The sequence below is a fragment of the Agrobacterium tumefaciens genome (assembly GCF_005221385.1).
GTDB lineage: Bacteria > Pseudomonadota > Alphaproteobacteria > Rhizobiales > Rhizobiaceae > Agrobacterium > Agrobacterium tomkonis.
On the sequence record NZ_CP039904.1, the window covers coordinates 1,613,618 to 1,631,851 of the forward strand.

An 18,234-nucleotide genomic window follows, 5' to 3' on the forward strand; every position below is an offset into this window, starting at 1 on the left:
TTTATCCTCATGGCATCGGACCGGACTGCGCGGGGCCGCGCAATCCGGTGTGGATATCAAAGCGCCTATCGAATGATCGCATCCGCGACTTCATGCAGCGCGGCTTTCACATCAGGCTCGTCGGTCAGCGGTTCGATCATGGTTGCGCGCACGGCCTGGCGGGCGGGAAGGCCGGTATCGATGAGGCTGGCGCAATAAACGAGCAGCCGGGTGGAAACGCCTTCTTCCAGATCGTGGCCCTTCAGGCCGCGCAGCCGGTGGGCAAGATCGACAAGCGGCTCGACATCGCGCGCATCCAGCCCGCTTTCATGGGAGACGACGGCGATTTCCTGTTCCTTGGGCAGAAAGTCGAATTCGATGGCGACGAAGCGCTGGCGGGTGCTGGGTTTCAGGCTCTTTAAAAGGTTCTGATAGCCGGGATTGTAGGACACGACGAGCATGAAGCCCGAGGGTGCTTCCAGCACTTCGCCGGTGCGCTCCAGCGGCAGGATGCGGCGGTCGTCGGTGAGCGGATGCAGCACAACCGCCACATCCTTGCGCGCCTCGACGATCTCGTCGAGGTAACATATGCCGCCCTGGCGCACGGATCGCGTCAGCGGGCCGTCCATCCACATGGTTTCGCCGCCTTTCAGCAGGTAACGACCGGTCAGGTCGGCGGCGGCAAGATCGTCGTGGCACGAAACGGTGGAAAGCGGCAGGCCGAGTTTCGCCGCCATATGGCTGACGAAACGGGTCTTGCCGCAACCGGTCGGGCCTTTCAGCAGAAGCGGCAATTGCCGCACCCAGGCGCTTTCAAACAGTGTGCATTCATTGCCGAGCGGTCTGTAAAAAGGCGCGTCCGGTTGCGGCTGCGGCGCGGGACGGAAAATCGTGTTCATGGTCATCTCCATGGTTGGTGGCAATGAACCGGCTCTCCGGGGGAAAAGGAGAGCCGGTTCGTTTCTCATTCGGCGGGCTGCACGAGGCGGGCAACGTCGCCCTGTTTCTGCTTGCCCGGTACCAGGATTGCCCAGATGAACATGACCGCCGAAATGAGAACCGCGAAACCGGAACCGAGACGGATCCAGTAGAAGATCGCCAGCTGGTCCTGCACATCCATGAAGCTTTCGCCCATGACCCGCTGCAGCTGGATCTGCACCACGCCGGCGAATGTCAGCGCAAAGGTCATGACCGACATGGCCGTGCACATGACCCAGAAGCTCGTCATCGAAAGCCACTGGTTGTAAGGCGCACGCTTCTTCATTTCCGGGATGGCATAGGCCATCATAGCAAGGTTCAGCATCACATAGGCGCCGAAGAAGGCGAGATGCCCGTGGGCGGCGGTAAGCTGCGTGCCGTGGGTGTAATAGTTCACCGACGACAGCGTGTGCAGGAAACCCCAGACGCCGGCGCCGAAGAAGGCCATGACCGAGCAGCCGATCGACCATAACAGCGCAGCGCGGTTCTCATGTTTGCGGCCGGCCTTCCAGGTCATGACGAAGGTGAAGATGACCATGGTGAAGAAGGGGGCCACTTCCAGCGTGGAGAACAGCGAACCGATCCACTGCCAGTAACCCGGCGCGCCGATCCAGTAATAATGGTGGCCGGTGCCGAGAATGCCCGAGAAGAGGGCGAGGCCGACGATGACATAGAGCCATTTTTCCACCACTTCGCGGTCGATGCCATTGAGTTTGATCATCAGGAAGGCGAGGATCGACGCCATGATCAATTCCCACACGCCTTCCACCCACAGATGGATCACGTACCACCAGTACATCTTGTCGAGCGCGAGGTTCATGGGGTTGTAGAAGGCGAAGAGGAAGAAGATCGCCAGACCCCAGAGACCGAAGAGCAGGATGTTGATGACGGTGGTCTTGCGGCCCTTCAGCGCTGTCATGGTGATATTGAACAGGAACATCAGCACCACAAGGACGATGCCGACCTTGATGGCGAAGGGCTGTTCGAGGAATTCGCGGCCTTCATGGATGCGGAACATATAGCCGACCACGGCAACCGCGGCGGCCACCAGGAAGATCCAGAACTGCGCGATGGCGAGCTTGGGGCTGTAAAGCTCGGTTTCCGTCTCTTCCGGCAGAAGATAGAAGGTCGAGCCCATGAAGCCCATCAGCAGCCACACGACCAGCGCATTGGTGTGGATCATACGCACGATGTTGAAGGGCAGAAGCTCGGAAAGCGTATTGGGCAGCACGTAGATCGTCGCGGCGACGACGCCGAACAGGATCTGCGCCACGAACAGCCCGATTGCGCCGTAAAAATACAGCATGGCGACTTTTTGCGTCTGGTATTTCATCTTGTCATCTCCTTGCCGTCAACCTCAACCCGCATCGTTCGGCGGCCAGTTCTGCGTCTTGATCCGGCTCGTCCATTCGAGGAAGTCGACGAGATCATCGAGTTCCTGTTCGGTGAGATTGAATTGAGGCATCTGGCGCCGGCCTTCGATGCCGGTGGGCTGGGCGGCCATCCACGCCTTGATGGAATCGCGGGCCGTTTCCTTGTCTTCCACGCCGCCATAACGCTTCCAGACATTGCCGAGTTCGGGCGCGAAATAGGCACCTTCGCCGAGCAGCGTGTGACAGTTGATGCAGGAGTTTTTCTCCCACACGTGCTTGCCGCGCGCGACGCTTTCCGTCAGCGTGCTTTCATCCGTCGAGGTGGTGCGCATGTAATAATGACTATGGGCCGTCAGCCCGACGAATATGGCGAAGAAGAAGATGGAGCCGCCGTAAAAGACGTTTCGCGCTCCTGTTTTGGTCAGGCGTTCTGCCATGCCAATGGTCCTTTCCATCCGGAAGACCGCTTATGCGGACTGGCTTGATCGAACCCTCTTGCCGGGATTTGCCAGCAGGCTGGCGGAATGCGGTGGGGTCTGAAGCCTTTCTAGCCGCTGGCCGCCGGCGTTCTTTGCCATTTGGCAAACAAGCGGCGAGGTGGTGTGATCCGCCTTTTCAGAGCGACAAAATGCCCTGCAGGAACACCCGCAAAAGGGCTGCGGCGGCAAAGATGGCGGGCCATGCCAGAAGCGCTGTGCGTAGCAGGCCGCGCTCTTCGCGAAAGCCGAGAAAGTCGTCGATGACGCGTCTGGATTTCATAAGTGCGAAAAGCAGCATCAGGCAGGCGGCGGCAACCGGCGGCAGAAGCGCCGCCTTCCATGATGTGACGACGGCCGTGCCGGCGAGAACGAGAATGGCAAGCACTGCAAAACTTCTTGCAAGCTGGTGGGAGGTGCGTTGGATCATGATTGTCAAACCAGATAAATAACGGGAAAGATGACGATCCAGACCAGATCGATGACATGCCACAGCGTCGTCACAAGCGTGACGTTCTCGTTTTTCGGGAAGACTGCGATGATGAACAGCAGCACGGCCACGAAGATGACATGCAGCAGGTGGAAGCCGGTGAGCAGGAAATAAAGCTCGAAGAACGAGCCATAGGCGGGATCGGACGCGAAGGCGATTTCGGTGGAATATTCATAGAGTTTTACGCCGACGAAAGCGAAGCCCAGCAGGCCGGCAAGCACAAGTGCCCGCCTTTTGCCCGGCAGCGCGGTGTGGCGGCTGGCCGCAACGGCCGCCTGCCAGCCGCTCGCCAGCAAAATCAGCGTATTGAGACCGGCAAGCTGCGGCTGCAGATGTTGGCGGCCGGCGGCAAATCCCTCAGCATCGAGGGCGAAAGCGATGATGAACGCCCCGGTGAGCGCGCCGAAGGCGGCAAGTTCGCTCCAGACCAGAATCCACAGGAGCAGGTTTCCGCTTTCCTCTTCCGTATTTGTCGCCATGGCCTTGTCCGTAATTGTAAAACAGCAAGCCACGCTTAGGCGTCCTCAAACCCCGCTTCTTTGCGGTCGGTCAAAGAAGGGAGCGCACAAAGCCCTATTGTCATGACAAAGCGCAACTCTGGAAAATGGAGCTTCCCATGAACGACGCACAGGTCGGGCTGATTGTCGCAACCCCTGTTATCATTGGCTTTGCGGTGCTGTTGTACCGTATGGGAGTGGTGCAGCGCATGGGCGCGGTTTCCGCCGTGCTTGCCTCCGTGGCCATTGCGTCGGTGCTGTTCCTGAACCAGTGAGAAGACAGTCGCATGCTTGAACTTGTCGCCGCTCTTTCGCTTTTCGTGGCGCTGCATTCCATTCCCGCCATACCTGCCGTGCGCGGCCGGCTGATCGCGGCCATCGGCAGGCCCGCTTATTTCGGGGCTTATTCCGTCGTCTCGCTTCTGACGTTGGGCTGGGTATTTTATGCCGCGCTGTCGGTCGATTATATTCCGCTCTGGGATGTCGTGCCCTGGCAGGCGCATGTCACCTTTGTGGCAGCGCCGATTGGCCTGTTTTTCGTGCTGGCCGGCCTCCTCAGCGTCAATCCGCTCTCCATTTCCGTGCGGCAGGGGCAAGAGCCCGGTGCGATCGTGCGCATCACCCGCCATCCGGTGCTCGTCGGTTTCCTGTTCTGGTCGCTCGGCCATGTCGTGCCGAATGGCGACCTGCGTTCCGTCATCCTGTTCGGCGGCTTTGCGCTGTTTTCGCTTGGTGGGATGGCGATGACGGAAAAACGCGCGCGGAAAAGACTGGGGAATGCGTGGAACGTGGTGGCTGCCGGAAGCGCTACGGTTCCCTTCGCGGCGATCCTTTCCGGCAAAAACCGCATCGCCGTGGATGGGCCGATGTTGCTTGCCGCGGCGCTGACAGGGTTGACGGTCTGGTGGCTGCTGGCCGGCGGCCATGTCATGCTCTTCGGCGCGGACCCCATGGCATATCTCTGATCGCTTAGGGCGCCTTCACCATATGCGGTTGCCATATCGGTGCCTGCGGCGCGGAAGCGATGCCGAGCTGATCGATGGCGCGGGCGGCGAGTTGGTCGACAATATCGTCGACGCTTTGCGGCCTGTTGTAAAAGGCCGGCACCGGCGGCATGACGATCGCGCCAGCCTCCGTGACCGTGCACATGTTGCGCAGATGGATGAGATGCAGCGGCGTCTCGCGCGTCATCAGCACGAGTTTCCGCCGTTCCTTCAGATGCACATCGGCGGCGCGGGTAAGGAGATTGTCCGAAAGCCCGGTTGCGATGGCCGCAAGGGTACGCATGGAGCAGGGGGCGACGATCATGCCGGCCGTTGGGAAAGAGCCGCTGGCAATCGCCGCGCCGATATCATCGACAGCATGATTGACGCTGGCGAGCGAAAACATCCGTCCCATGGCTTCCGCACCTTCCTCATGCAGCACGGTGCGTCTGGCAGATTGCGACAGGACGAGATGGATTTCGACACTTTTTATCGCCGCGAGTCGTTCGACGATGCGCAGCGCAATGCCGGCACCCGATGCGCCGGTGACGCCGACCACAACGCGGCAAGGGGTCATGGCCATTCTCCAAGGCCGAGGTCACGCCACATCAGATCCACCTTGGCGACGACGTCTGGCGTCATGGAGAGCACACGGCCCCATTCGCGCTCCGTCTCCGGCGAAAGCTTGCGGGTGGCGTCCAGCCCCATCTTGCCGCCAAGGCCGGCTTTCGGTGAGGCGAAGTCGAGATAATCGATCGGCGTATCATCGATGATCGTTGTATCGCGCGAGGCATCGAAACGGGTGGAGAGCGCCCAGATGACATCCGCCCAGTTGCGCACATCAATATCGGGATCGACCAGAATGATGAGCTTCACATAGCTGAACTGCGGTAACATCGACCACAAGCCCATCATCACCCGCTTTGCCTGGCCGGGATAACGCTTGTCGATGGAGGCGACCATGACGCGGTAGGAACAGGCCTCCGGCGGCATCCACAGCTCCACGATTTCCGCAAACTGCTTTTTCACGAGCGGCAGGAAAATCTCGAGCATGGCTTCGCCGAGAACCGAGGGCTCATCCGGCGGCCGGCCGGTATAGGTGGAAAGATAGATCGGGTCGCGGCGCATGGTGATGGCCGACAGCGTCATGACCGGAAAGGATTCGACCGAATTATAATAGCCGGTATGATCGCCATAGGGCCCTTCGAGCGCCGTTTCCGTTGCTGAGACGGTGCCTTCCAGCACGATCTCGGCATTGGCGGGTACCGGCATCGGCACGGTCAAGGCTCTGGCGATGCGGCTTTTCGAGCCGCGCAGCAGGCCGGAAAAACCAAGCTCGCTGATATGTTCGGGAAGCGGCATGACGGCGGAAAGAATAGTGGCGGGATCAGCGCCGATGGCGACGGTGACGGGCATATCCAGCCCGCGCGCCTGCCACTGGCGGTGGTGATGCGCGCCGCCGCGATGCGCCAACCAGCGCATGATCACCCTGTCGGGCGCAAGCACCTGCATGCGATAGATGCCGACATTGATATCGTCGGGGTCATCAGGCGAACGGGTGATGACCAGCGGCCAGGTGATGAGCGGGGCCGGCTCGCCCGGCCAGCACCATTGCACCGGCAGGCGGGCAAGATCGATGGCATCACCTGTCAGTACCTTTTCCTGCACCGGCGCGCGCGAGACGTTGCGTGGCCGCATGGAAAGGGCTGCTCGCAGCAGGGGCAGCTTACCCCATGCCTCGGCCATGGATTTGGGCGGGCGCGGCTCGCGCAATTCGGCGAGCTTTTGTCCAAGCGCGGGCAGGCCGCCCGCTTCCAGCCCCAGACCCCATTCGATCCGCTGCCGCGTGCCGAAGAGATTGGCAAGCAGCGGCATGTCCCGCACCTTGCCCTCATGGTCGACGGGTTGCTCGAACAGCAACGCCGGCCCACCATCGGCGAGCACGCGGCGGTGGATTTCGGTGATTTCGTGCACCAGCGAGACCGGCTGGCGGATTCGCCGCAGTTGCCCGCGTTCTTCCAGCAGCCGGACGAAACCGCGCAGATCGGCTGCGCGGGTGGGCTTCACCTCTGTCTTTGTGTCTGTCGGTTCGTCTCTCATGCCGTCTGTTTGCAGGCGGTAGTGCGGCATGTCCTTGCGCTGCCGCAAATGCGGCTTCAGTGCGAACGAAGATAGTCGGCGAGAACGAGGGCGTGGTTGTGTTCGGTATCATGGGCGGCATAAAGCAGTGTGACGCGGCCATTCGCCATCAGCTCCTTCATGCGCGCCACGGCATCGGGATTGGCCGCCAGCTCCTCATGATAGTGTTGGGTGAATTCCGCAAAGCGCGACGGCATGTGCGAGAAATTCTTGCGCAATTCGTTGCTGGGAGCGATTTCCTTCATCCACAGGGAAAGTTGTGCGGTTTCCTTGCGCATGCCACGTGGCCACAGCCGATCCACCAGAATGCGTGCGCCGTCATCATCGCTGGCGGCATCGTAAATCCGTTTGATCCTTACATCGGACATTGGCGGCCTCCTTCGCTTCGCAAGTGAATGATTTATAGCGGCTTTTGTGACGCCGCACCCGAAAATCTCTCTGTCTTTGCGTTCGCTCAAACCTGTGCTGGCGCGCTGCGGTTAGGTTTCTGCCCACAACTGACCTGACAGGACCATCCATGAGACCTTTGCCCGCCGCCATCGCCCGCCCCATGAATTTTCTGCCCCTTGCCGTGGTGCAGCGAGCGACGGCGGCGATGCTGGCGCAGATCATGAAACGGCACCCTGATCTGTTTGCACGGCTCGGTGAGCATAGCGGCAAACGCTATGCTTTTCTGCCCGTCGATCTGCCCTTCGCCTTCATGGTCGAACCGGCTTATCCCGCCATCACCGTCAGCCGCAAGGGCCGTCTGCCGAGGGTGGATGCGGCGGTCGAAGGGCCGCTTTTCATGCTGCTTGCGCTGATGGAGGGGCGGCAGGATGCCGATGCGCTGTTCTTTTCGCGTGACCTGAGCGTGACGGGCGACATGGAGGCGATGCTGGCGCTGCGCAATGCGCTTGACGATAGCGGCATCGATCTGCCGCGTGACCTCGGTGCATTTGCCGGGCCTTTCGCGCCGGTGGTAACGGGGCTTGCGAACCGCCTGCGCGGCCATGTTCTATCCGAAACACGGGGAGGTGAGGCATGGAACTGATCTGTCCTGCCGGAACGCCCGCCGCCTTCCGCGAGGCCGTGGATGCCGGGGCAGACGCCGTCTATTGCGGCTTTCGCGATGAAACCAATGCCCGCAATTTTCCCGGCCTCAATTTTTCCCGCGAAGAGCTTGCCGAGGCCATCGCTTATGCGAAGAAGCGCGGCGTCCAGACCTTCGTGGCGCTTAACACCTTCATGCGTGCCGGCAGTGAGGATATCTGGTATCGCGGCGCGGCCGATGCCGTGAAGGCGGGGGCGGATGCGCTTATCCTTGCCGATTTCGGCCTGATGGCGCATGTGGCGGAAAACCATCCGCAGCAGCGCATCCACGTCTCAGTACAGGCCTCCGCCTCCAATGCCGATGCGGTAAATTTCCTCGTTGATGCCTTCGGCGCGAAACGTGTGGTGTTGCCGCGCACGCTGACCATTCCCGACATCGCCCGGCTGGCGCGGCAAATCCGCTGTGAAATCGAAATCTTCGTGTTCGGCGGGCTCTGCGTCATGGCGGAGGGGCGCTGCTCACTGTCCTCCTATGCGACAGGCAAATCACCCAACATGAACGGCGTCTGCTCGCCGGCAAGCCATGTGCGTTACCGGCAGGATGGGCGGGAGCTGGTGTCGGAACTCGGCGATTACACCATCAACCGCTTTCCCGCCGGGGAAGCGGCGGGTTACCCCACGCTATGCAAGGGCCGTTTCGAGATTGCCGATGACAGGTCCTATGCCTTCGAGGATCCGGTCTCGCTTGATGTGATGGACCAGATCGATGCCTTGCGCGAAGCGGGGGTCAGCGCGCTGAAGATCGAAGGCCGCCAGCGCGGCAAGGCCTATGTGGCGGAAGTGGTTTCCACCCTGCACCGGGCGCTGGCCGCCAGCGCCGAAGAACGGGGACGGCTGCTGTCGCGCCTGCGGCTCTTAAGCGAAGGCCAGCGCACCACTGTCGGTGCTTATGAGAAACGCTGGAGATGATGGCGATGGCAAAAAACGCAAAAGCCACATTGGCGCTCGGCCCGGTCCTTTATCTCTGGCAGGGCGAGAAATGGCGCGATTTCTATTTCCGTATCGCCGATGAAGCGCCCGTCAGCCATGTCTATCTCGGTGAAACCGTCTGCTCCAAACGGTTTCATTTCACCGAGCCGCATCTGGCCGAAGTGATAGAGCGGCTGGAGGGTGCCGGAAAACAGGTGATCCTCTCGACACTTTCGCTGGTGACGCTGGAGCGGGAAAGCCGCCAGCTGCGCGGCCTGATCGCCGACAGCCCTTATCCCGTCGAGGCGAACGATCTTTCCGCGCTCGGCATGTTGCACGACACGCCGCATGTCGTCGGGCCGACGGTGAATGTCTATAATGCCGCAACCGCGCGGTTGCTGTCATCTCGCGGCGCGAGCGCCATATGCCTGCCGCCGGAACTGCCGATGACCTCGGTGGAGCGCATCGTGGCGGAGACGCCGGATGTGGACTTCGAAGTCTTCGCCTTCGGCCGCCTGCCGCTCGCCATTTCGGCGCGCTGCGCCCATGCCCGCGCCAAGGGCAATATCAAGGATAATTGCCAGTTCGTCTGCGGTGACGACCCGGATGGATTGCCGGTACGCACGCTTGACCGGCAGTCGTTTCTGGCGCTGAACGGCGTACAGACGGTGTCGCACACCTGCCAGTCGCTGCTTGGCGAATTGCAGGATCTGGCCGCTGCCGGTATTTCCCGCTTCCGGCTGTCGCCGCAGGATTGCGACATGGTGGCCGTGGCGCAAATCCATGGCGATGTTCTGGCCGGCAGGCAGGCTGCGGAAGATGGCCTTGCACGTCTCGGGGAAATCTATCCGGACGTGCCTTTTTCCAATGGTTTTCACCACGGGCAGGAAGGGGCGGCCTGGATCGCCCGTGCTCGCAACACGGCGCATGGGGTAAATGCATGACGACGGACGGGCAAGAGCCACCATCACTGTCTGCGGCAGCGCCGGGCGGGGCGGATATCGCCGCTGCGATCCATCTGGTACGCAACATCGTTTTGGAAAGCGCGCTCGATTGCGGCTGCCGAGACAATGTGCATGAGGCGCTGCGCGAGCTTGAGGATTTTGAGCGCCAGCGCAATATCGTCAAGCTTCTGACCGCCGCCCGCGAGGAGCGGCGCAAGATCACGCTTCTGACCGAGATGCTCTGCGATTTCGCCGAAGACGACACGGTGGATGAAGGCGTCGTCGAGACGGCGAGCCTGATGTTTCTCGACATCGCCGCCGCCGCTCAGGAGGGATCGCGAATTCTGCGCGACGCGCTCTCACTCAAGAAGGGTGAATAAATCCCTGTTTTCGGCCCTGCTTGATCCTGCGCAAAGAGCGGGCGCTTGCAAAATGTCATTTCCGGGTTGGTGACGCGCCGGGACCGGAAGACAGGTCTGAGCGGGCGTCACGCGTATCTGGGCGCTTCCGGCGCGAAAGGATCAGGACCATGGCCCATCTCACCCGTCGTCAGGCTCTTTCAGCCTTTTCTGGGCTCGCGGTTGCGACACTTGCCGCACCGCATGTTGCGAAGGCGGAAGCGCCGCTCACCTTTTATGGCCCTCCGGCCGCGCCCTCCGCCGTGCTGGCTCATGCAGTAAAGGGCGGGTTTCTAAAGGATGTCGCGCCTGGGGCCATATTCAAAGCCTGGAAAACGCCGGATGAAATGCGCGCCGCCGTCGCCTCAGGCTCCATGGGGGCGGTGGTGATGCCGAGTTACGGGGCCGCCAATCTCCACAATCGCGGGCTTGGTCTTGGGCTGATGAACGTGCTGACCACCGGCCTGCTCTATATCGTTTCGAAAGACGAGACATTGAACTCCCTGCAAAGCCTTTCCGGCAAGACCCTCGCTTTGCCGTTCAAGAACGACATGCCCGATTTCGTGCTGCGCCGCCTTGTTGCCGAAAACGGCCTGAAGCCCGACGACATCAAGCTGGAATATGCCGCTTCGCCGCCGGAAGCCGTGCAATTGCTGCTGACGGGCCGGGTGGATGCCGCCCTGCTGAGTGAGCCGGCTGCGACCGCCGTGCTCATCAAGGCGAAGTCGTTTTTCATGACCGTCCATCGCACCATCGATATTCAGCGGGAATGGGCGAAGGTGGCCGGCAAGGCTGAAATTCCGCAGGCTGGCCTTGCCCTAACGTCGCAGGTTCAGCAAAAGTTTGGCAAGGCGGGTATAGAGGCCTTGCAGGCGGGCATGGAAGCCGCGCTCGCCAGTGCCGCCGCTGACCCGCAAACGGCTGCTGCTGCTGCCGCCGATACCCTCGGTTTCCCGGCGGAAATTATCGCCGCCTCCTTTCCGACAAGTCATCTGTGCGCCCTGAAGGCGAGCGCTGCGCGTGCCGATCTCGAGGCATTCTACGATGAACTCGCCAAGGCCGACCCGGCAATCATCGGCGGCCGGCGACCGGATGACGGCTTTTATCTGGTGTAGCAGGCATGAACCGCATTCTTGAAAGTCTTGGCTGGACCGGTCGCTATCTCTGGGCGGGCTGGGCCGGGCTTTCCGGCATTTTCTGTTTTCTCGCCGCCTGGCAGGCCGGGCATGAGATTTACGGCTCCTTCATCCTGCCCTCGCCGGGTGAGACTTTCGCGGCAATCGGGGGTCTGGCGGCGCGGCCGGATTTCTTCACCATCCTGTCGCAGAGTGCCGTCAGGGCATTGACCGGTTTTGCCATCGCCGCCGGCATCGGCACGGTGGCGGGTGTGGCGGCGGGCTACTCATTTGCCGCCATGCGGCTGATGAAGCCCGTTGTCACTGTTCTGCTCGGCGTGCCGCCCATCGGCTGGATCGTGCTGGCGCTCATCTGGTTCGGCTCATCCGGCGGCACGGCCATCATGACCGTTGTCATCGCCTCGGCTCCCGTTTCCTTCGCAGGTGCGCTGGAGGGTGTGGCCAAGCGGGACCGTCAGCTGGAGGTGATGGCGCAGGCCTTTGGCGCTCCGTGGTTTTACCGTCTGCGCACTGTCACCATGCCGCATGTGCTTTCCTATCTTTTCCCGGCCTGGACAACCACGGCCGGAAGCGCCTGGAAAGTGACCGTCATGGCCGAGCTTCTGTCGAATTCCGGCGGCATCGGCGGTGAACTGGCCACCGCACGGGCGCTGTTCGATATCGCGCAGGTGAGCGCCTGGCTCACCATCACCGTCGTGCTGGCGCTCATCACCGATTACGGCCTGCTGCATCTGCTGCGCGAAGCGCTGGAACGTTGGCGTGCCGCCGGACTGCCATGGGGTGTGAAACGATGAGCGACCATTTCGCCTTGAGTTTCGAACAGGTCGGTCACGCCTTTCTCGGCCGCAGCCTGTTCGAGAATTTCGATCTCCGCATCGCTCCGGGGGAAACCGTGGCGTTGCTCGGCCCCTCCGGCAGCGGCAAGACGACGATTTTGCAGATCGCGGCGGGTATCATCGATCCGGTTCGCGGTCGTGTGCGGCGCAATTACCGCCGGCAGGGTCTGGTGTTTCAGGAGCCGCGGTTGCTGCCTTGGATGACGTTGATCGACAATATCGCTTATGGTCTCGCTGCGGCGGGCATGCCGAAACGGCAACGGCGGGAGGCCGCTGGGCAGTTTGCCCTGGAAGTCGGTCTGGAGGAGACGGATTTTCAAAAATATCCGGTCGAGCTTTCCGGCGGCATGCGCCAGCGTGCCGGGGTGGCGCGGGCGCTCGCCGTGGAGCCGGATATGCTGTTTCTGGACGAACCCTTCAGCGCCGTGGATGTTGGCCTGCGCCGGCATTTGCAGGAGCTTCTGGTCGCCGCCGCGCGCAGGCGTGGTTTCTCCACGCTTCTCGTCACCCACGATCTTCATGAAGCGATGTTGGTGGCCGACAGGCTGATCGTGCTCTCTGGTGTCGATGGCGATGTCATTGCCGTACACACTCCGGCCGGTTCGCCGGGGCGGCGCATGGCGCGCGCGGTTTTCGACGAGGTGGAATTTCTGTCCGAAAGCCCGGCTTTCGCTGAATTGTTTTCGGCAAAGGAGCGGATGCGATGAGACAACCGCCGATCCTCTCCGAAGCCCTGCGGCTGTTTTTCCCTTTGGCCGCCCTGCATGGCGCGGTCTGGCCGTTCTTGTGGGTCGCCATCGGCGGCTACGCCCTGCCTTTCGCCGATGCCGTTCCGCCCTCGCAGTGGCATGCCCATGAAATGATTTTCGGCACCTATGGCATGGCGCTCGCCGGTTTTCTCGGTTCGGCAGTCCCTGAATGGACCGATACGAAAGCGGCATCGGGGCGCACGCTGCTTTGTCTCGCCGGCCTGTGGCTGCCGGGCCGGCTCATCGGTTTTGTGGGGGCCGATGCGTGGAGCCTGCTCGCAGGTTTTTTCGATCTGGCCTTTCTGCTCGCGCTCTCCGTCCTCATCGGCAAGGCGATGCTGGTGCGGCGAACGACGAAACATCTGGCGTTCCTCGTCTGGCTCATTCTGTTTGCGGTAATGGAGACGGGCGTGCGCTACGCCTGGTGGACCGGTGATCTGGAACTTGCAGCCCGCTGTCTGGAGGCGGCGCTGTGCATCTTCACCGTGCTGTTTTCGCTGTCGGCTGCGCGCATCAATGTGGTCGTCATCAATCTGGCGCTTGATCCGAGCGGCGAGACCACGCCTTACCGGCCACATCCCGGCCGCCAGCACATGGCGGGCGCCATGGTGACGCTATACATGGTGGCGAAACTCTTCTTTCCGGAAAGCGATGTCTGCGCCTGGCTGGCGCTTGCGGCCGGTGCGGCGTTTTTTGACCGGCTGGCCGAATGGTTCATCGGGCGTGCCGCCTTCAAGACCGAGGTTCTGCTGCTCGGTCTCGGCAATGCCTTTGCCGGTGCGGGTTTTCTGGCGCTCGGGGCGGTGCGGCTCGGTTTTTCCGTCACGCCCGCCGCTGGCCTGCACCTGTTGTCGGTGGGCGCGCTTGGCTGCGCCATCATGGCGGTGTTCATCATCGCCGGGCTACGACATACCGGACGCAACCTGACATATCTGCCGTGGCAGGCGCATGTGGCCGCCGCCTTGATGGTGGCGGCCGGGCTGATCCGCATAATGCCGGAATTCGATTTCGCAGCATTCCTGTCACCCTATCATCACGGCCTCAGTGCTATCCTGTGGGCGACAAGTTTCGGCGTCTGGCTTCAGGGCTTCCTGCCCTTCATGTGCGCGCCCGGTGTTGATGCAGCGGGAGCTTGTGGCTGAGGCGCAACCTGTTTCTCTCACCTTCGACGCTTTCGTATCTCCTGATTATTTTTTCGGCAAAAGCGCAATATGAAATCAGTGACTTAGGTCGACCCTATTGATGAATGTTATTTCTAATAAATAATCAATAAAATCAAGTGGTTGAATATTTCCGCCTTTTGGCCGATGATAACTCGAACAGAACAGGGAAACGCGAATATGCCCAAAATAGTCGCGCCTCTACATGCAGATGGAAAGCCGAGCCGGACGAGGGAGCTTATTACCTTCGCCGTCCTGGCCTTTGGGATCTGGCCTGTGCTGGCGGTCGGATTTGTCGGAGCCTATGGCTTCATCGTCTGGATGTTCCAGATCATTTACGGGCCGCCGGGACCACCCGGTCATTGAGGGTGAAATGACGATGGAAGTCTCTCTCAGCCGGCGTGACTTTCTGCGCGGCGGACAAAAACGGGAAACACGTATCTGTCCCCCCGGGGTCGCGTTGAGCGACCTCGCCGCCTGCAGCGGTTGCGCAAAATGTGTTGAAGCCTGTCCCACCGGCATCATCACCATGTCGGGTGGCTTACCTTCGGTCGATTTCTCGGCCGGGGAATGCACCTTTTGCGGCAAATGCGCAAAAGCCTGTCCCGAACCGGTTTTTACCGCCCCTGCGGCGCAGCGCTTCGATCATGTCATGGCAATTGGCGATGCGTGCCTCGCCTTCGGCAATGTTGATTGCCAGGCCTGTCGCGATGCGTGCCCGACCGAAGCCATTCGGTTTCGTCCCCGCCGCGGCGGCCCCTTCGTGCCCGAGCTTGTTGAGGATGCCTGCACCGGCTGCGGGGCCTGCGTGTCCGTCTGTCCGACGGGTGTGATCAAGATCAAGGAAACAGCCACGGAGATGCAATATGCCTGAAAATACAGGCCGGTATCATGTCTCAAGCGCTGTCGTGGCGGTGATGCCGCAGATGCGGGACGCCGTGTTCGCAACGCTTTTGACGCTCGACAATGTCGAGGTTCATGGCGAGGGCAATGGCAAGATCGTCATCGTCATAGACGGCACGAGCACCGGCATGCTGGGCGATACGCTCACTTATATTTCGACACTCGACGGTGTGATTGCCGCCAACATGGTTTTCGAACACGTCGACACAGAGGAGACAGGCGGCGATGAGCAGCGAACTGACGCGGCGTGATCTATTGAAGGCCCATGCCGCCGGCATTGCGGCGGCAACGGCGGGCATTGCGCTGCCGGCCGCCGCCCAGCCGGTGCCGGGCGGTGTTTCCGCATTGCAGATCAAATGGTCCAAGGCGCCCTGTCGTTTCTGCGGCACGGGCTGCGGCGTCATGGTTGGCGTCAAGGAAGGCAAGGTTGTCGCCACCCATGGTGACATGCAGGCGGAGGTCAATCGCGGCCTCAACTGCATCAAGGGCTATTTCCTGTCCAAGATCATGTACGGCAAGGACCGCCTGCAGACCCCGCTTCTGCGCAAGAGAAACGGCGTCTACGCCAAGGATGGCGAGTTCGAGCCGGTGAGCTGGGACGAGGCCTTCGATGTGATGGCCGCGCAGTGCAAGCGGGTGCTGAAAGAAAAGGGGCCGACCGCCGTCGGCATGTTCGGCTCGGGCCAGTGGACGATCTTTGAGGGCTACGCCGCGACCAAGCTGATGCGCGCCGGTTTCCGTTCCAACAATCTTGATCCTAATGCCCGCCACTGCATGGCGTCGGCTGCTTACGCCTTCATGCGCACCTTCGGCATGGACGAGCCGATGGGTTGTTACGATGATTTCGAACATGCCGATGCTTTCGTGCTCTGGGGTTCGAACATGGCGGAGATGCATCCGATCCTGTGGACGCGCATCGCCGACCGGCGGCTCGGCTTTGACCACGTGAAGGTGGCGGTGCTTTCGACCTTTACCCATCGCAGCATGGATCTGGCCGATGTTCCGATCATCTTCAAGCCAGGTACGGACCTCGTCATCCTCAATTATATCGCCAACCACATTATCAAGACCGGCCGCGTCAACGAAGACTTCGTGAGGAACCACACGAAATTCGTGCGCGGCGTCACCGATATCGGGTATGGCCTGCGGCCCGACAATCCGGTTGAGGTGAATGCCGCCAATTCCGCCGATCCGACCAAGACGGAAGCGATCGATTTCGAGACCTTCAAGGAATTCGTCTCCGAATACACGCTGGAAAAGACCGCCGCCATGACCGGGGTGGAAGCTGGTTTCCTGGAAGAATTGGCCGAGCTTTACGCCGACCCGAAACGCAAGGTCATGTCGCTGTGGACCATGGGGTTCAACCAGCATGTTCGCGGCGTCTGGGCCAACCAGATGGTCTACAACATCCATCTTCTGACCGGAAAGATCTCCGAACCGGGCAACAGCCCGTTCTCGCTCACCGGCCAGCCATCGGCCTGCGGTACGGCGCGTGAGGTGGGAACCTTCGCCCACCGCCTGCCAGCCGACATGACTGTGACCAACCCGGAACACCGCAAACATGCCGAAGAAATCTGGCGCATCCCGCACGGCGTCATCCCGGAAAAGCCGGGCTACCACGCCGTGCAGCAGGATCGCATGCTGCATGACGGCAAGCTGAATTTCTACTGGGTGCAGGTCAACAACAACGTTCAGGCCGGCCCCAACACCAAGAACGAGACCTATCTCGGTTATCGCAATCCCGAAAACTTCATCGTGGTCTCGGATGCCTATCCGACCATCACCGCCATGAGCGCCGACCTTATTCTGCCCGCCGCCATGTGGGTGGAGAAGGAAGGGGCCTACGGCAATGCCGAGCGGCGCACCCATGTCTGGCACCAGCTTGTCGAGGCGTCGGGTGAGGCGCGTTCCGACCTCTGGCAGCTGGTGGAATTCTCCAAGCGCTTCACCACCGACGAGGTGTGGCCGGTGGAACTGCTAGACGCCAATCCGGACTATCGCGGCAAGACGCTGTTTGAGGTTCTCTACAAGGATTGCGATGTCGGCAAATTCCCGCTGAGCGAAATCAATACGGATTATAAGAACCAGGAATCCACGGATTTTGGCTTCTACCTGCAAAAGGGTCTGTTCGAGGAATATGCCGCCTTCGGGCGTGGTCACGGCCACGATCTGGCGCCTTACGATGCCTATCACGAGGTGCGCGGCATGCGCTGGCCGGTGGTGGACGGCAAGGAAACGCTGTGGCGTTACCGCGAGGGTTACGACCCCTACGTCAAGCCGGGCGAAGGCGTGAAATTCTATGGCAACAAGGATGGCAAGGCGGTCATCATCGCCGTGCCTTACGAGCCGCCGGCGGAATCCCCGGATGAAGAATTCGATACCTGGCTGGTGACGGGCCGCGTGCTGGAGCATTGGCATTCCGGCTCCATGACCATGCGTGTGCCGGAACTCTACAAGGCCTTTCCTGGCGCCCGTTGTTTCATGAATGCCGCCGATGCGCGCAAGCGAGGGCTCAATCAGGGCGCTGAAATCCGCATCGTCTCGCGTCGCGGGGAAATCCGTTCGCGGGTGGAAACGCGCGGCCGCAACCGCATGCCGCCCGGCGTCATCTTCGTTCCCTGGTTCGACGCCAGCCAGCTCATCAACAAGGTCACGCTCGACGCAACCGATCCCATCTCCAAGCAGACGGATTTCAAGAAATGCGCAGTCAAGATAGAGCCAGTCGCATGATCAGGAAACACGGATGGATCGCCGCCACTCTTCTGGTCGTGGTGCTGGCGACGGGGGCCGTTGCGCAGATGGTGCCGGAATTGTCCGGCCCGCGCGGCGATGCCATGCGCACCGAACCCGCCAAACCCCTGCCGAAATGGGTGATCGACGATTTCAGGCGCATGCGCGCCTATCCCGAACAGCCGCCGGTCATTCCGCATTCGATCGACGGCTACCAGCTCTCGGTCAACGCCAATCGCTGTCTGTCCTGTCACAAGCGCGAATTCACGCAGGATTCCGGCGCGCCGATGATCAGCGTCACCCATTACATGACGCGGGAAGGCCAGATGCTGGCGGATGTTTCACCGCGCCGTTATTTCTGCACCGCCTGCCATGTGCCGCAGGCCGATACGCGGCCGCTCGTGCCCAACACCTTTCAGGACATGAGCGAGATGGGCGTCAAACCGGCGGGTAGCGAATGAT

At 61.1% G+C, this 18,234-nt stretch carries 23 protein-coding genes; 15 read left to right on the forward strand and 8 right to left on the reverse strand.

Annotated features, from left to right (window positions below):
• Window positions 1–65: 65 nt before the first annotated feature.
• From CFBP6623_RS22630 to CFBP6623_RS22650, 5 genes are all read right to left on the reverse strand, one after another.
• A complete protein-coding gene (locus CFBP6623_RS22630) occupies window positions 66–878 on the reverse strand; it encodes a CbbQ/NirQ/NorQ/GpvN family protein (protein ID WP_062654459.1) in 813 nt (270 codons plus the stop codon).
• A gap of 65 nt (window positions 879–943) precedes the next feature.
• Window positions 944–2,290, reverse strand: a complete 1,347-nt coding sequence (locus CFBP6623_RS22635) for a nitric-oxide reductase large subunit (RefSeq protein WP_046800956.1) — start codon at window positions 2,288–2,290, stop codon at window positions 944–946.
• A gap of 24 nt (window positions 2,291–2,314) precedes the next feature.
• Window positions 2,315–2,767, reverse strand: a complete 453-nt coding sequence (locus tag CFBP6623_RS22640) for a c-type cytochrome (protein WP_046800955.1) — start codon at window positions 2,765–2,767, stop codon at window positions 2,315–2,317.
• A gap of 178 nt (window positions 2,768–2,945) precedes the next feature.
• Window positions 2,946–3,236 (reverse strand): hypothetical protein, encoded by a 291-nt coding sequence (locus CFBP6623_RS22645; protein ID WP_046800954.1) that lies wholly within the window; start codon window positions 3,234–3,236, stop codon window positions 2,946–2,948.
• A 5-nt stretch (window positions 3,237–3,241) separates the two neighbouring features.
• Window positions 3,242–3,775, reverse strand: coding sequence for a cytochrome c oxidase subunit 3 (locus CFBP6623_RS22650; protein WP_046800953.1), 534 nt, complete (start codon window positions 3,773–3,775; stop codon window positions 3,242–3,244).
• 137 nt (window positions 3,776–3,912) lie between these two features.
• Between CFBP6623_RS22650 and CFBP6623_RS22655 the strand changes: the two genes are divergently transcribed.
• Together CFBP6623_RS22655 and CFBP6623_RS22660 are read left to right on the forward strand one after the other, a co-directional pair.
• Window positions 3,913–4,068 (forward strand): hypothetical protein, encoded by a 156-nt coding sequence (locus CFBP6623_RS22655; protein WP_167379189.1) that lies wholly within the window; start codon window positions 3,913–3,915, stop codon window positions 4,066–4,068.
• A gap of 12 nt (window positions 4,069–4,080) precedes the next feature.
• Window positions 4,081–4,758, forward strand: coding sequence for an NnrU family protein (locus CFBP6623_RS22660; protein WP_046800952.1), 678 nt, complete (start codon window positions 4,081–4,083; stop codon window positions 4,756–4,758).
• Between the two features lie 4 nt (window positions 4,759–4,762).
• On the opposite strand, the gene CFBP6623_RS22665 is transcribed toward CFBP6623_RS22660, so the two are convergent.
• The 3 genes from CFBP6623_RS22665 to CFBP6623_RS22675 are packed head-to-tail and all read right to left on the reverse strand — an operon-like array spanning window position 4,763 to window position 7,283.
• A complete protein-coding gene (locus tag CFBP6623_RS22665) occupies window positions 4,763–5,353 on the reverse strand; it encodes a UbiX family flavin prenyltransferase (protein WP_046800951.1) in 591 nt (196 codons plus the stop codon).
• Complete coding sequence (locus CFBP6623_RS22670; RefSeq protein ID WP_046801108.1) at window positions 5,350–6,876, reverse strand: UbiD family decarboxylase; 1,527 nt, start codon at window positions 6,874–6,876, stop codon at window positions 5,350–5,352. The genes CFBP6623_RS22665 and CFBP6623_RS22670 overlap by 4 nt, the downstream gene beginning before the upstream one ends.
• A 56-nt stretch (window positions 6,877–6,932) precedes the next feature.
• Window positions 6,933–7,283, reverse strand: a complete 351-nt coding sequence (locus tag CFBP6623_RS22675; protein ID WP_046800950.1) for a DUF488 domain-containing protein — start codon at window positions 7,281–7,283, stop codon at window positions 6,933–6,935.
• Window positions 7,284–7,432: 149 nt separating this feature from the next.
• On the opposite strand from CFBP6623_RS22675, the gene ubiT reads away from it, so the two are divergent.
• From ubiT to CFBP6623_RS22740, 13 genes are all read left to right on the forward strand, one after another.
• On the forward strand, window positions 7,433–7,948 hold the full coding sequence (gene ubiT, locus CFBP6623_RS22680) for a ubiquinone anaerobic biosynthesis accessory factor UbiT (protein ID WP_046800949.1): 516 nt from the start codon (window positions 7,433–7,435) through the stop codon (window positions 7,946–7,948).
• The gene (ubiU, locus tag CFBP6623_RS22685; protein WP_046800948.1) at window positions 7,939–8,916 is read left to right on the forward strand and encodes a ubiquinone anaerobic biosynthesis protein UbiU; all 978 of its coding nucleotides are present in this window, start codon (window positions 7,939–7,941) and stop codon (window positions 8,914–8,916) included. The genes ubiT and ubiU overlap by 10 nt, the downstream gene beginning before the upstream one ends.
• Before the next feature lie 5 nt (window positions 8,917–8,921).
• Complete coding sequence (gene ubiV / locus CFBP6623_RS22690; RefSeq protein WP_046801107.1) at window positions 8,922–9,860, forward strand: ubiquinone anaerobic biosynthesis protein UbiV; 939 nt, start codon at window positions 8,922–8,924, stop codon at window positions 9,858–9,860.
• Window positions 9,857–10,240 carry a hypothetical protein gene (locus CFBP6623_RS22695; RefSeq protein WP_046800947.1) on the forward strand — a complete coding sequence of 128 codons (384 nt, stop codon included), beginning with the start codon at window positions 9,857–9,859 and terminating at the stop codon, window positions 10,238–10,240. Before ubiV ends, CFBP6623_RS22695 begins: the two co-directional genes overlap by 4 nt.
• Window positions 10,241–10,389: 149 nt before the next feature.
• On the forward strand, window positions 10,390–11,373 hold the full coding sequence (locus CFBP6623_RS22700; protein WP_046800946.1) for an ABC transporter substrate-binding protein: 984 nt from the start codon (window positions 10,390–10,392) through the stop codon (window positions 11,371–11,373).
• 5 nt (window positions 11,374–11,378) lie between these two features.
• A complete protein-coding gene (locus tag CFBP6623_RS22705; protein WP_046800945.1) occupies window positions 11,379–12,188 on the forward strand; it encodes an ABC transporter permease in 810 nt (269 codons plus the stop codon).
• Window positions 12,185–12,937, forward strand: coding sequence for an ATP-binding cassette domain-containing protein (locus CFBP6623_RS22710; protein ID WP_046800944.1), 753 nt, complete (start codon window positions 12,185–12,187; stop codon window positions 12,935–12,937). Before CFBP6623_RS22705 ends, CFBP6623_RS22710 begins: the two co-directional genes overlap by 4 nt.
• Entirely contained in the window at window positions 12,934–14,121 is a 1,188-nt protein-coding gene (locus CFBP6623_RS22715; RefSeq protein ID WP_046800943.1) for an NnrS family protein, read from the forward strand. Before CFBP6623_RS22710 ends, CFBP6623_RS22715 begins: the two co-directional genes overlap by 4 nt.
• Before the next feature lie 198 nt (window positions 14,122–14,319).
• A complete protein-coding gene (gene napE, locus CFBP6623_RS22720) occupies window positions 14,320–14,505 on the forward strand; it encodes a periplasmic nitrate reductase, NapE protein (protein WP_046800942.1) in 186 nt (61 codons plus the stop codon).
• A gap of 7 nt (window positions 14,506–14,512) precedes the next feature.
• Window positions 14,513–15,013, forward strand: a complete 501-nt coding sequence (locus CFBP6623_RS22725) for a ferredoxin-type protein NapF (RefSeq protein WP_046800941.1) — start codon at window positions 14,513–14,515, stop codon at window positions 15,011–15,013.
• Window positions 15,006–15,293, forward strand: coding sequence for a chaperone NapD (locus tag CFBP6623_RS22730; RefSeq protein WP_052819247.1), 288 nt, complete (start codon window positions 15,006–15,008; stop codon window positions 15,291–15,293). The genes CFBP6623_RS22725 and CFBP6623_RS22730 overlap by 8 nt, the downstream gene beginning before the upstream one ends.
• Window positions 15,268–17,772, forward strand: coding sequence for a periplasmic nitrate reductase subunit alpha (napA, locus tag CFBP6623_RS22735; protein WP_046800939.1), 2,505 nt, complete (start codon window positions 15,268–15,270; stop codon window positions 17,770–17,772). Before CFBP6623_RS22730 ends, napA begins: the two co-directional genes overlap by 26 nt.
• Entirely contained in the window at window positions 17,742–18,233 is a 492-nt protein-coding gene (locus tag CFBP6623_RS22740) for a nitrate reductase cytochrome c-type subunit (protein WP_046800938.1), read from the forward strand. Before napA ends, CFBP6623_RS22740 begins: the two co-directional genes overlap by 31 nt.
• Window position 18,234: the final 1 nt, after the last annotated feature.

What these genes read in the sequence shown, in the direction of transcription:
- CFBP6623_RS22630 (WP_062654459.1), bottom strand. Translation starts at nt 878, where the DNA reads ATGAACACGATTTTCCGTCCCGCGCCGCAGCCGCAACCGGACGCGCCT.
- CFBP6623_RS22635 (WP_046800956.1), bottom strand. Translation starts at nt 2,290, where the DNA reads ATGAAATACCAGACGCAAAAAGTCGCCATGCTGTATTTTTACGGCGCA.
- CFBP6623_RS22640 (WP_046800955.1), bottom strand. Translation starts at nt 2,767, where the DNA reads ATGGCAGAACGCCTGACCAAAACAGGAGCGCGAAACGTCTTTTACGGC.
- CFBP6623_RS22645 (WP_046800954.1), bottom strand. Translation starts at nt 3,236, where the DNA reads ATGATCCAACGCACCTCCCACCAGCTTGCAAGAAGTTTTGCAGTGCTT.
- CFBP6623_RS22650 (WP_046800953.1), bottom strand. Translation starts at nt 3,775, where the DNA reads ATGGCGACAAATACGGAAGAGGAAAGCGGAAACCTGCTCCTGTGGATT.
- CFBP6623_RS22655 (WP_167379189.1), top strand. Translation starts at nt 3,913, where the DNA reads ATGAACGACGCACAGGTCGGGCTGATTGTCGCAACCCCTGTTATCATT.
- CFBP6623_RS22660 (WP_046800952.1), top strand. Translation starts at nt 4,081, where the DNA reads ATGCTTGAACTTGTCGCCGCTCTTTCGCTTTTCGTGGCGCTGCATTCC.
- CFBP6623_RS22665 (WP_046800951.1), bottom strand. Translation starts at nt 5,353, where the DNA reads ATGACCCCTTGCCGCGTTGTGGTCGGCGTCACCGGCGCATCGGGTGCC.
- CFBP6623_RS22670 (WP_046801108.1), bottom strand. Translation starts at nt 6,876, where the DNA reads ATGAGAGACGAACCGACAGACACAAAGACAGAGGTGAAGCCCACCCGC.
- CFBP6623_RS22675 (WP_046800950.1), bottom strand. Translation starts at nt 7,283, where the DNA reads ATGTCCGATGTAAGGATCAAACGGATTTACGATGCCGCCAGCGATGAT.
- ubiT (WP_046800949.1), top strand. Translation starts at nt 7,433, where the DNA reads ATGAGACCTTTGCCCGCCGCCATCGCCCGCCCCATGAATTTTCTGCCC.
- ubiU (WP_046800948.1), top strand. Translation starts at nt 7,939, where the DNA reads ATGGAACTGATCTGTCCTGCCGGAACGCCCGCCGCCTTCCGCGAGGCC.
- ubiV (WP_046801107.1), top strand. Translation starts at nt 8,922, where the DNA reads ATGGCAAAAAACGCAAAAGCCACATTGGCGCTCGGCCCGGTCCTTTAT.
- CFBP6623_RS22695 (WP_046800947.1), top strand. Translation starts at nt 9,857, where the DNA reads ATGACGACGGACGGGCAAGAGCCACCATCACTGTCTGCGGCAGCGCCG.
- CFBP6623_RS22700 (WP_046800946.1), top strand. Translation starts at nt 10,390, where the DNA reads ATGGCCCATCTCACCCGTCGTCAGGCTCTTTCAGCCTTTTCTGGGCTC.
- CFBP6623_RS22705 (WP_046800945.1), top strand. Translation starts at nt 11,379, where the DNA reads ATGAACCGCATTCTTGAAAGTCTTGGCTGGACCGGTCGCTATCTCTGG.
- CFBP6623_RS22710 (WP_046800944.1), top strand. Translation starts at nt 12,185, where the DNA reads ATGAGCGACCATTTCGCCTTGAGTTTCGAACAGGTCGGTCACGCCTTT.
- CFBP6623_RS22715 (WP_046800943.1), top strand. Translation starts at nt 12,934, where the DNA reads ATGAGACAACCGCCGATCCTCTCCGAAGCCCTGCGGCTGTTTTTCCCT.
- napE (WP_046800942.1), top strand. Translation starts at nt 14,320, where the DNA reads ATGCCCAAAATAGTCGCGCCTCTACATGCAGATGGAAAGCCGAGCCGG.
- CFBP6623_RS22725 (WP_046800941.1), top strand. Translation starts at nt 14,513, where the DNA reads ATGACGATGGAAGTCTCTCTCAGCCGGCGTGACTTTCTGCGCGGCGGA.
- CFBP6623_RS22730 (WP_052819247.1), top strand. Translation starts at nt 15,006, where the DNA reads ATGCCTGAAAATACAGGCCGGTATCATGTCTCAAGCGCTGTCGTGGCG.
- napA (WP_046800939.1), top strand. Translation starts at nt 15,268, where the DNA reads ATGAGCAGCGAACTGACGCGGCGTGATCTATTGAAGGCCCATGCCGCC.
- CFBP6623_RS22740 (WP_046800938.1), top strand. Translation starts at nt 17,742, where the DNA reads ATGCGCAGTCAAGATAGAGCCAGTCGCATGATCAGGAAACACGGATGG.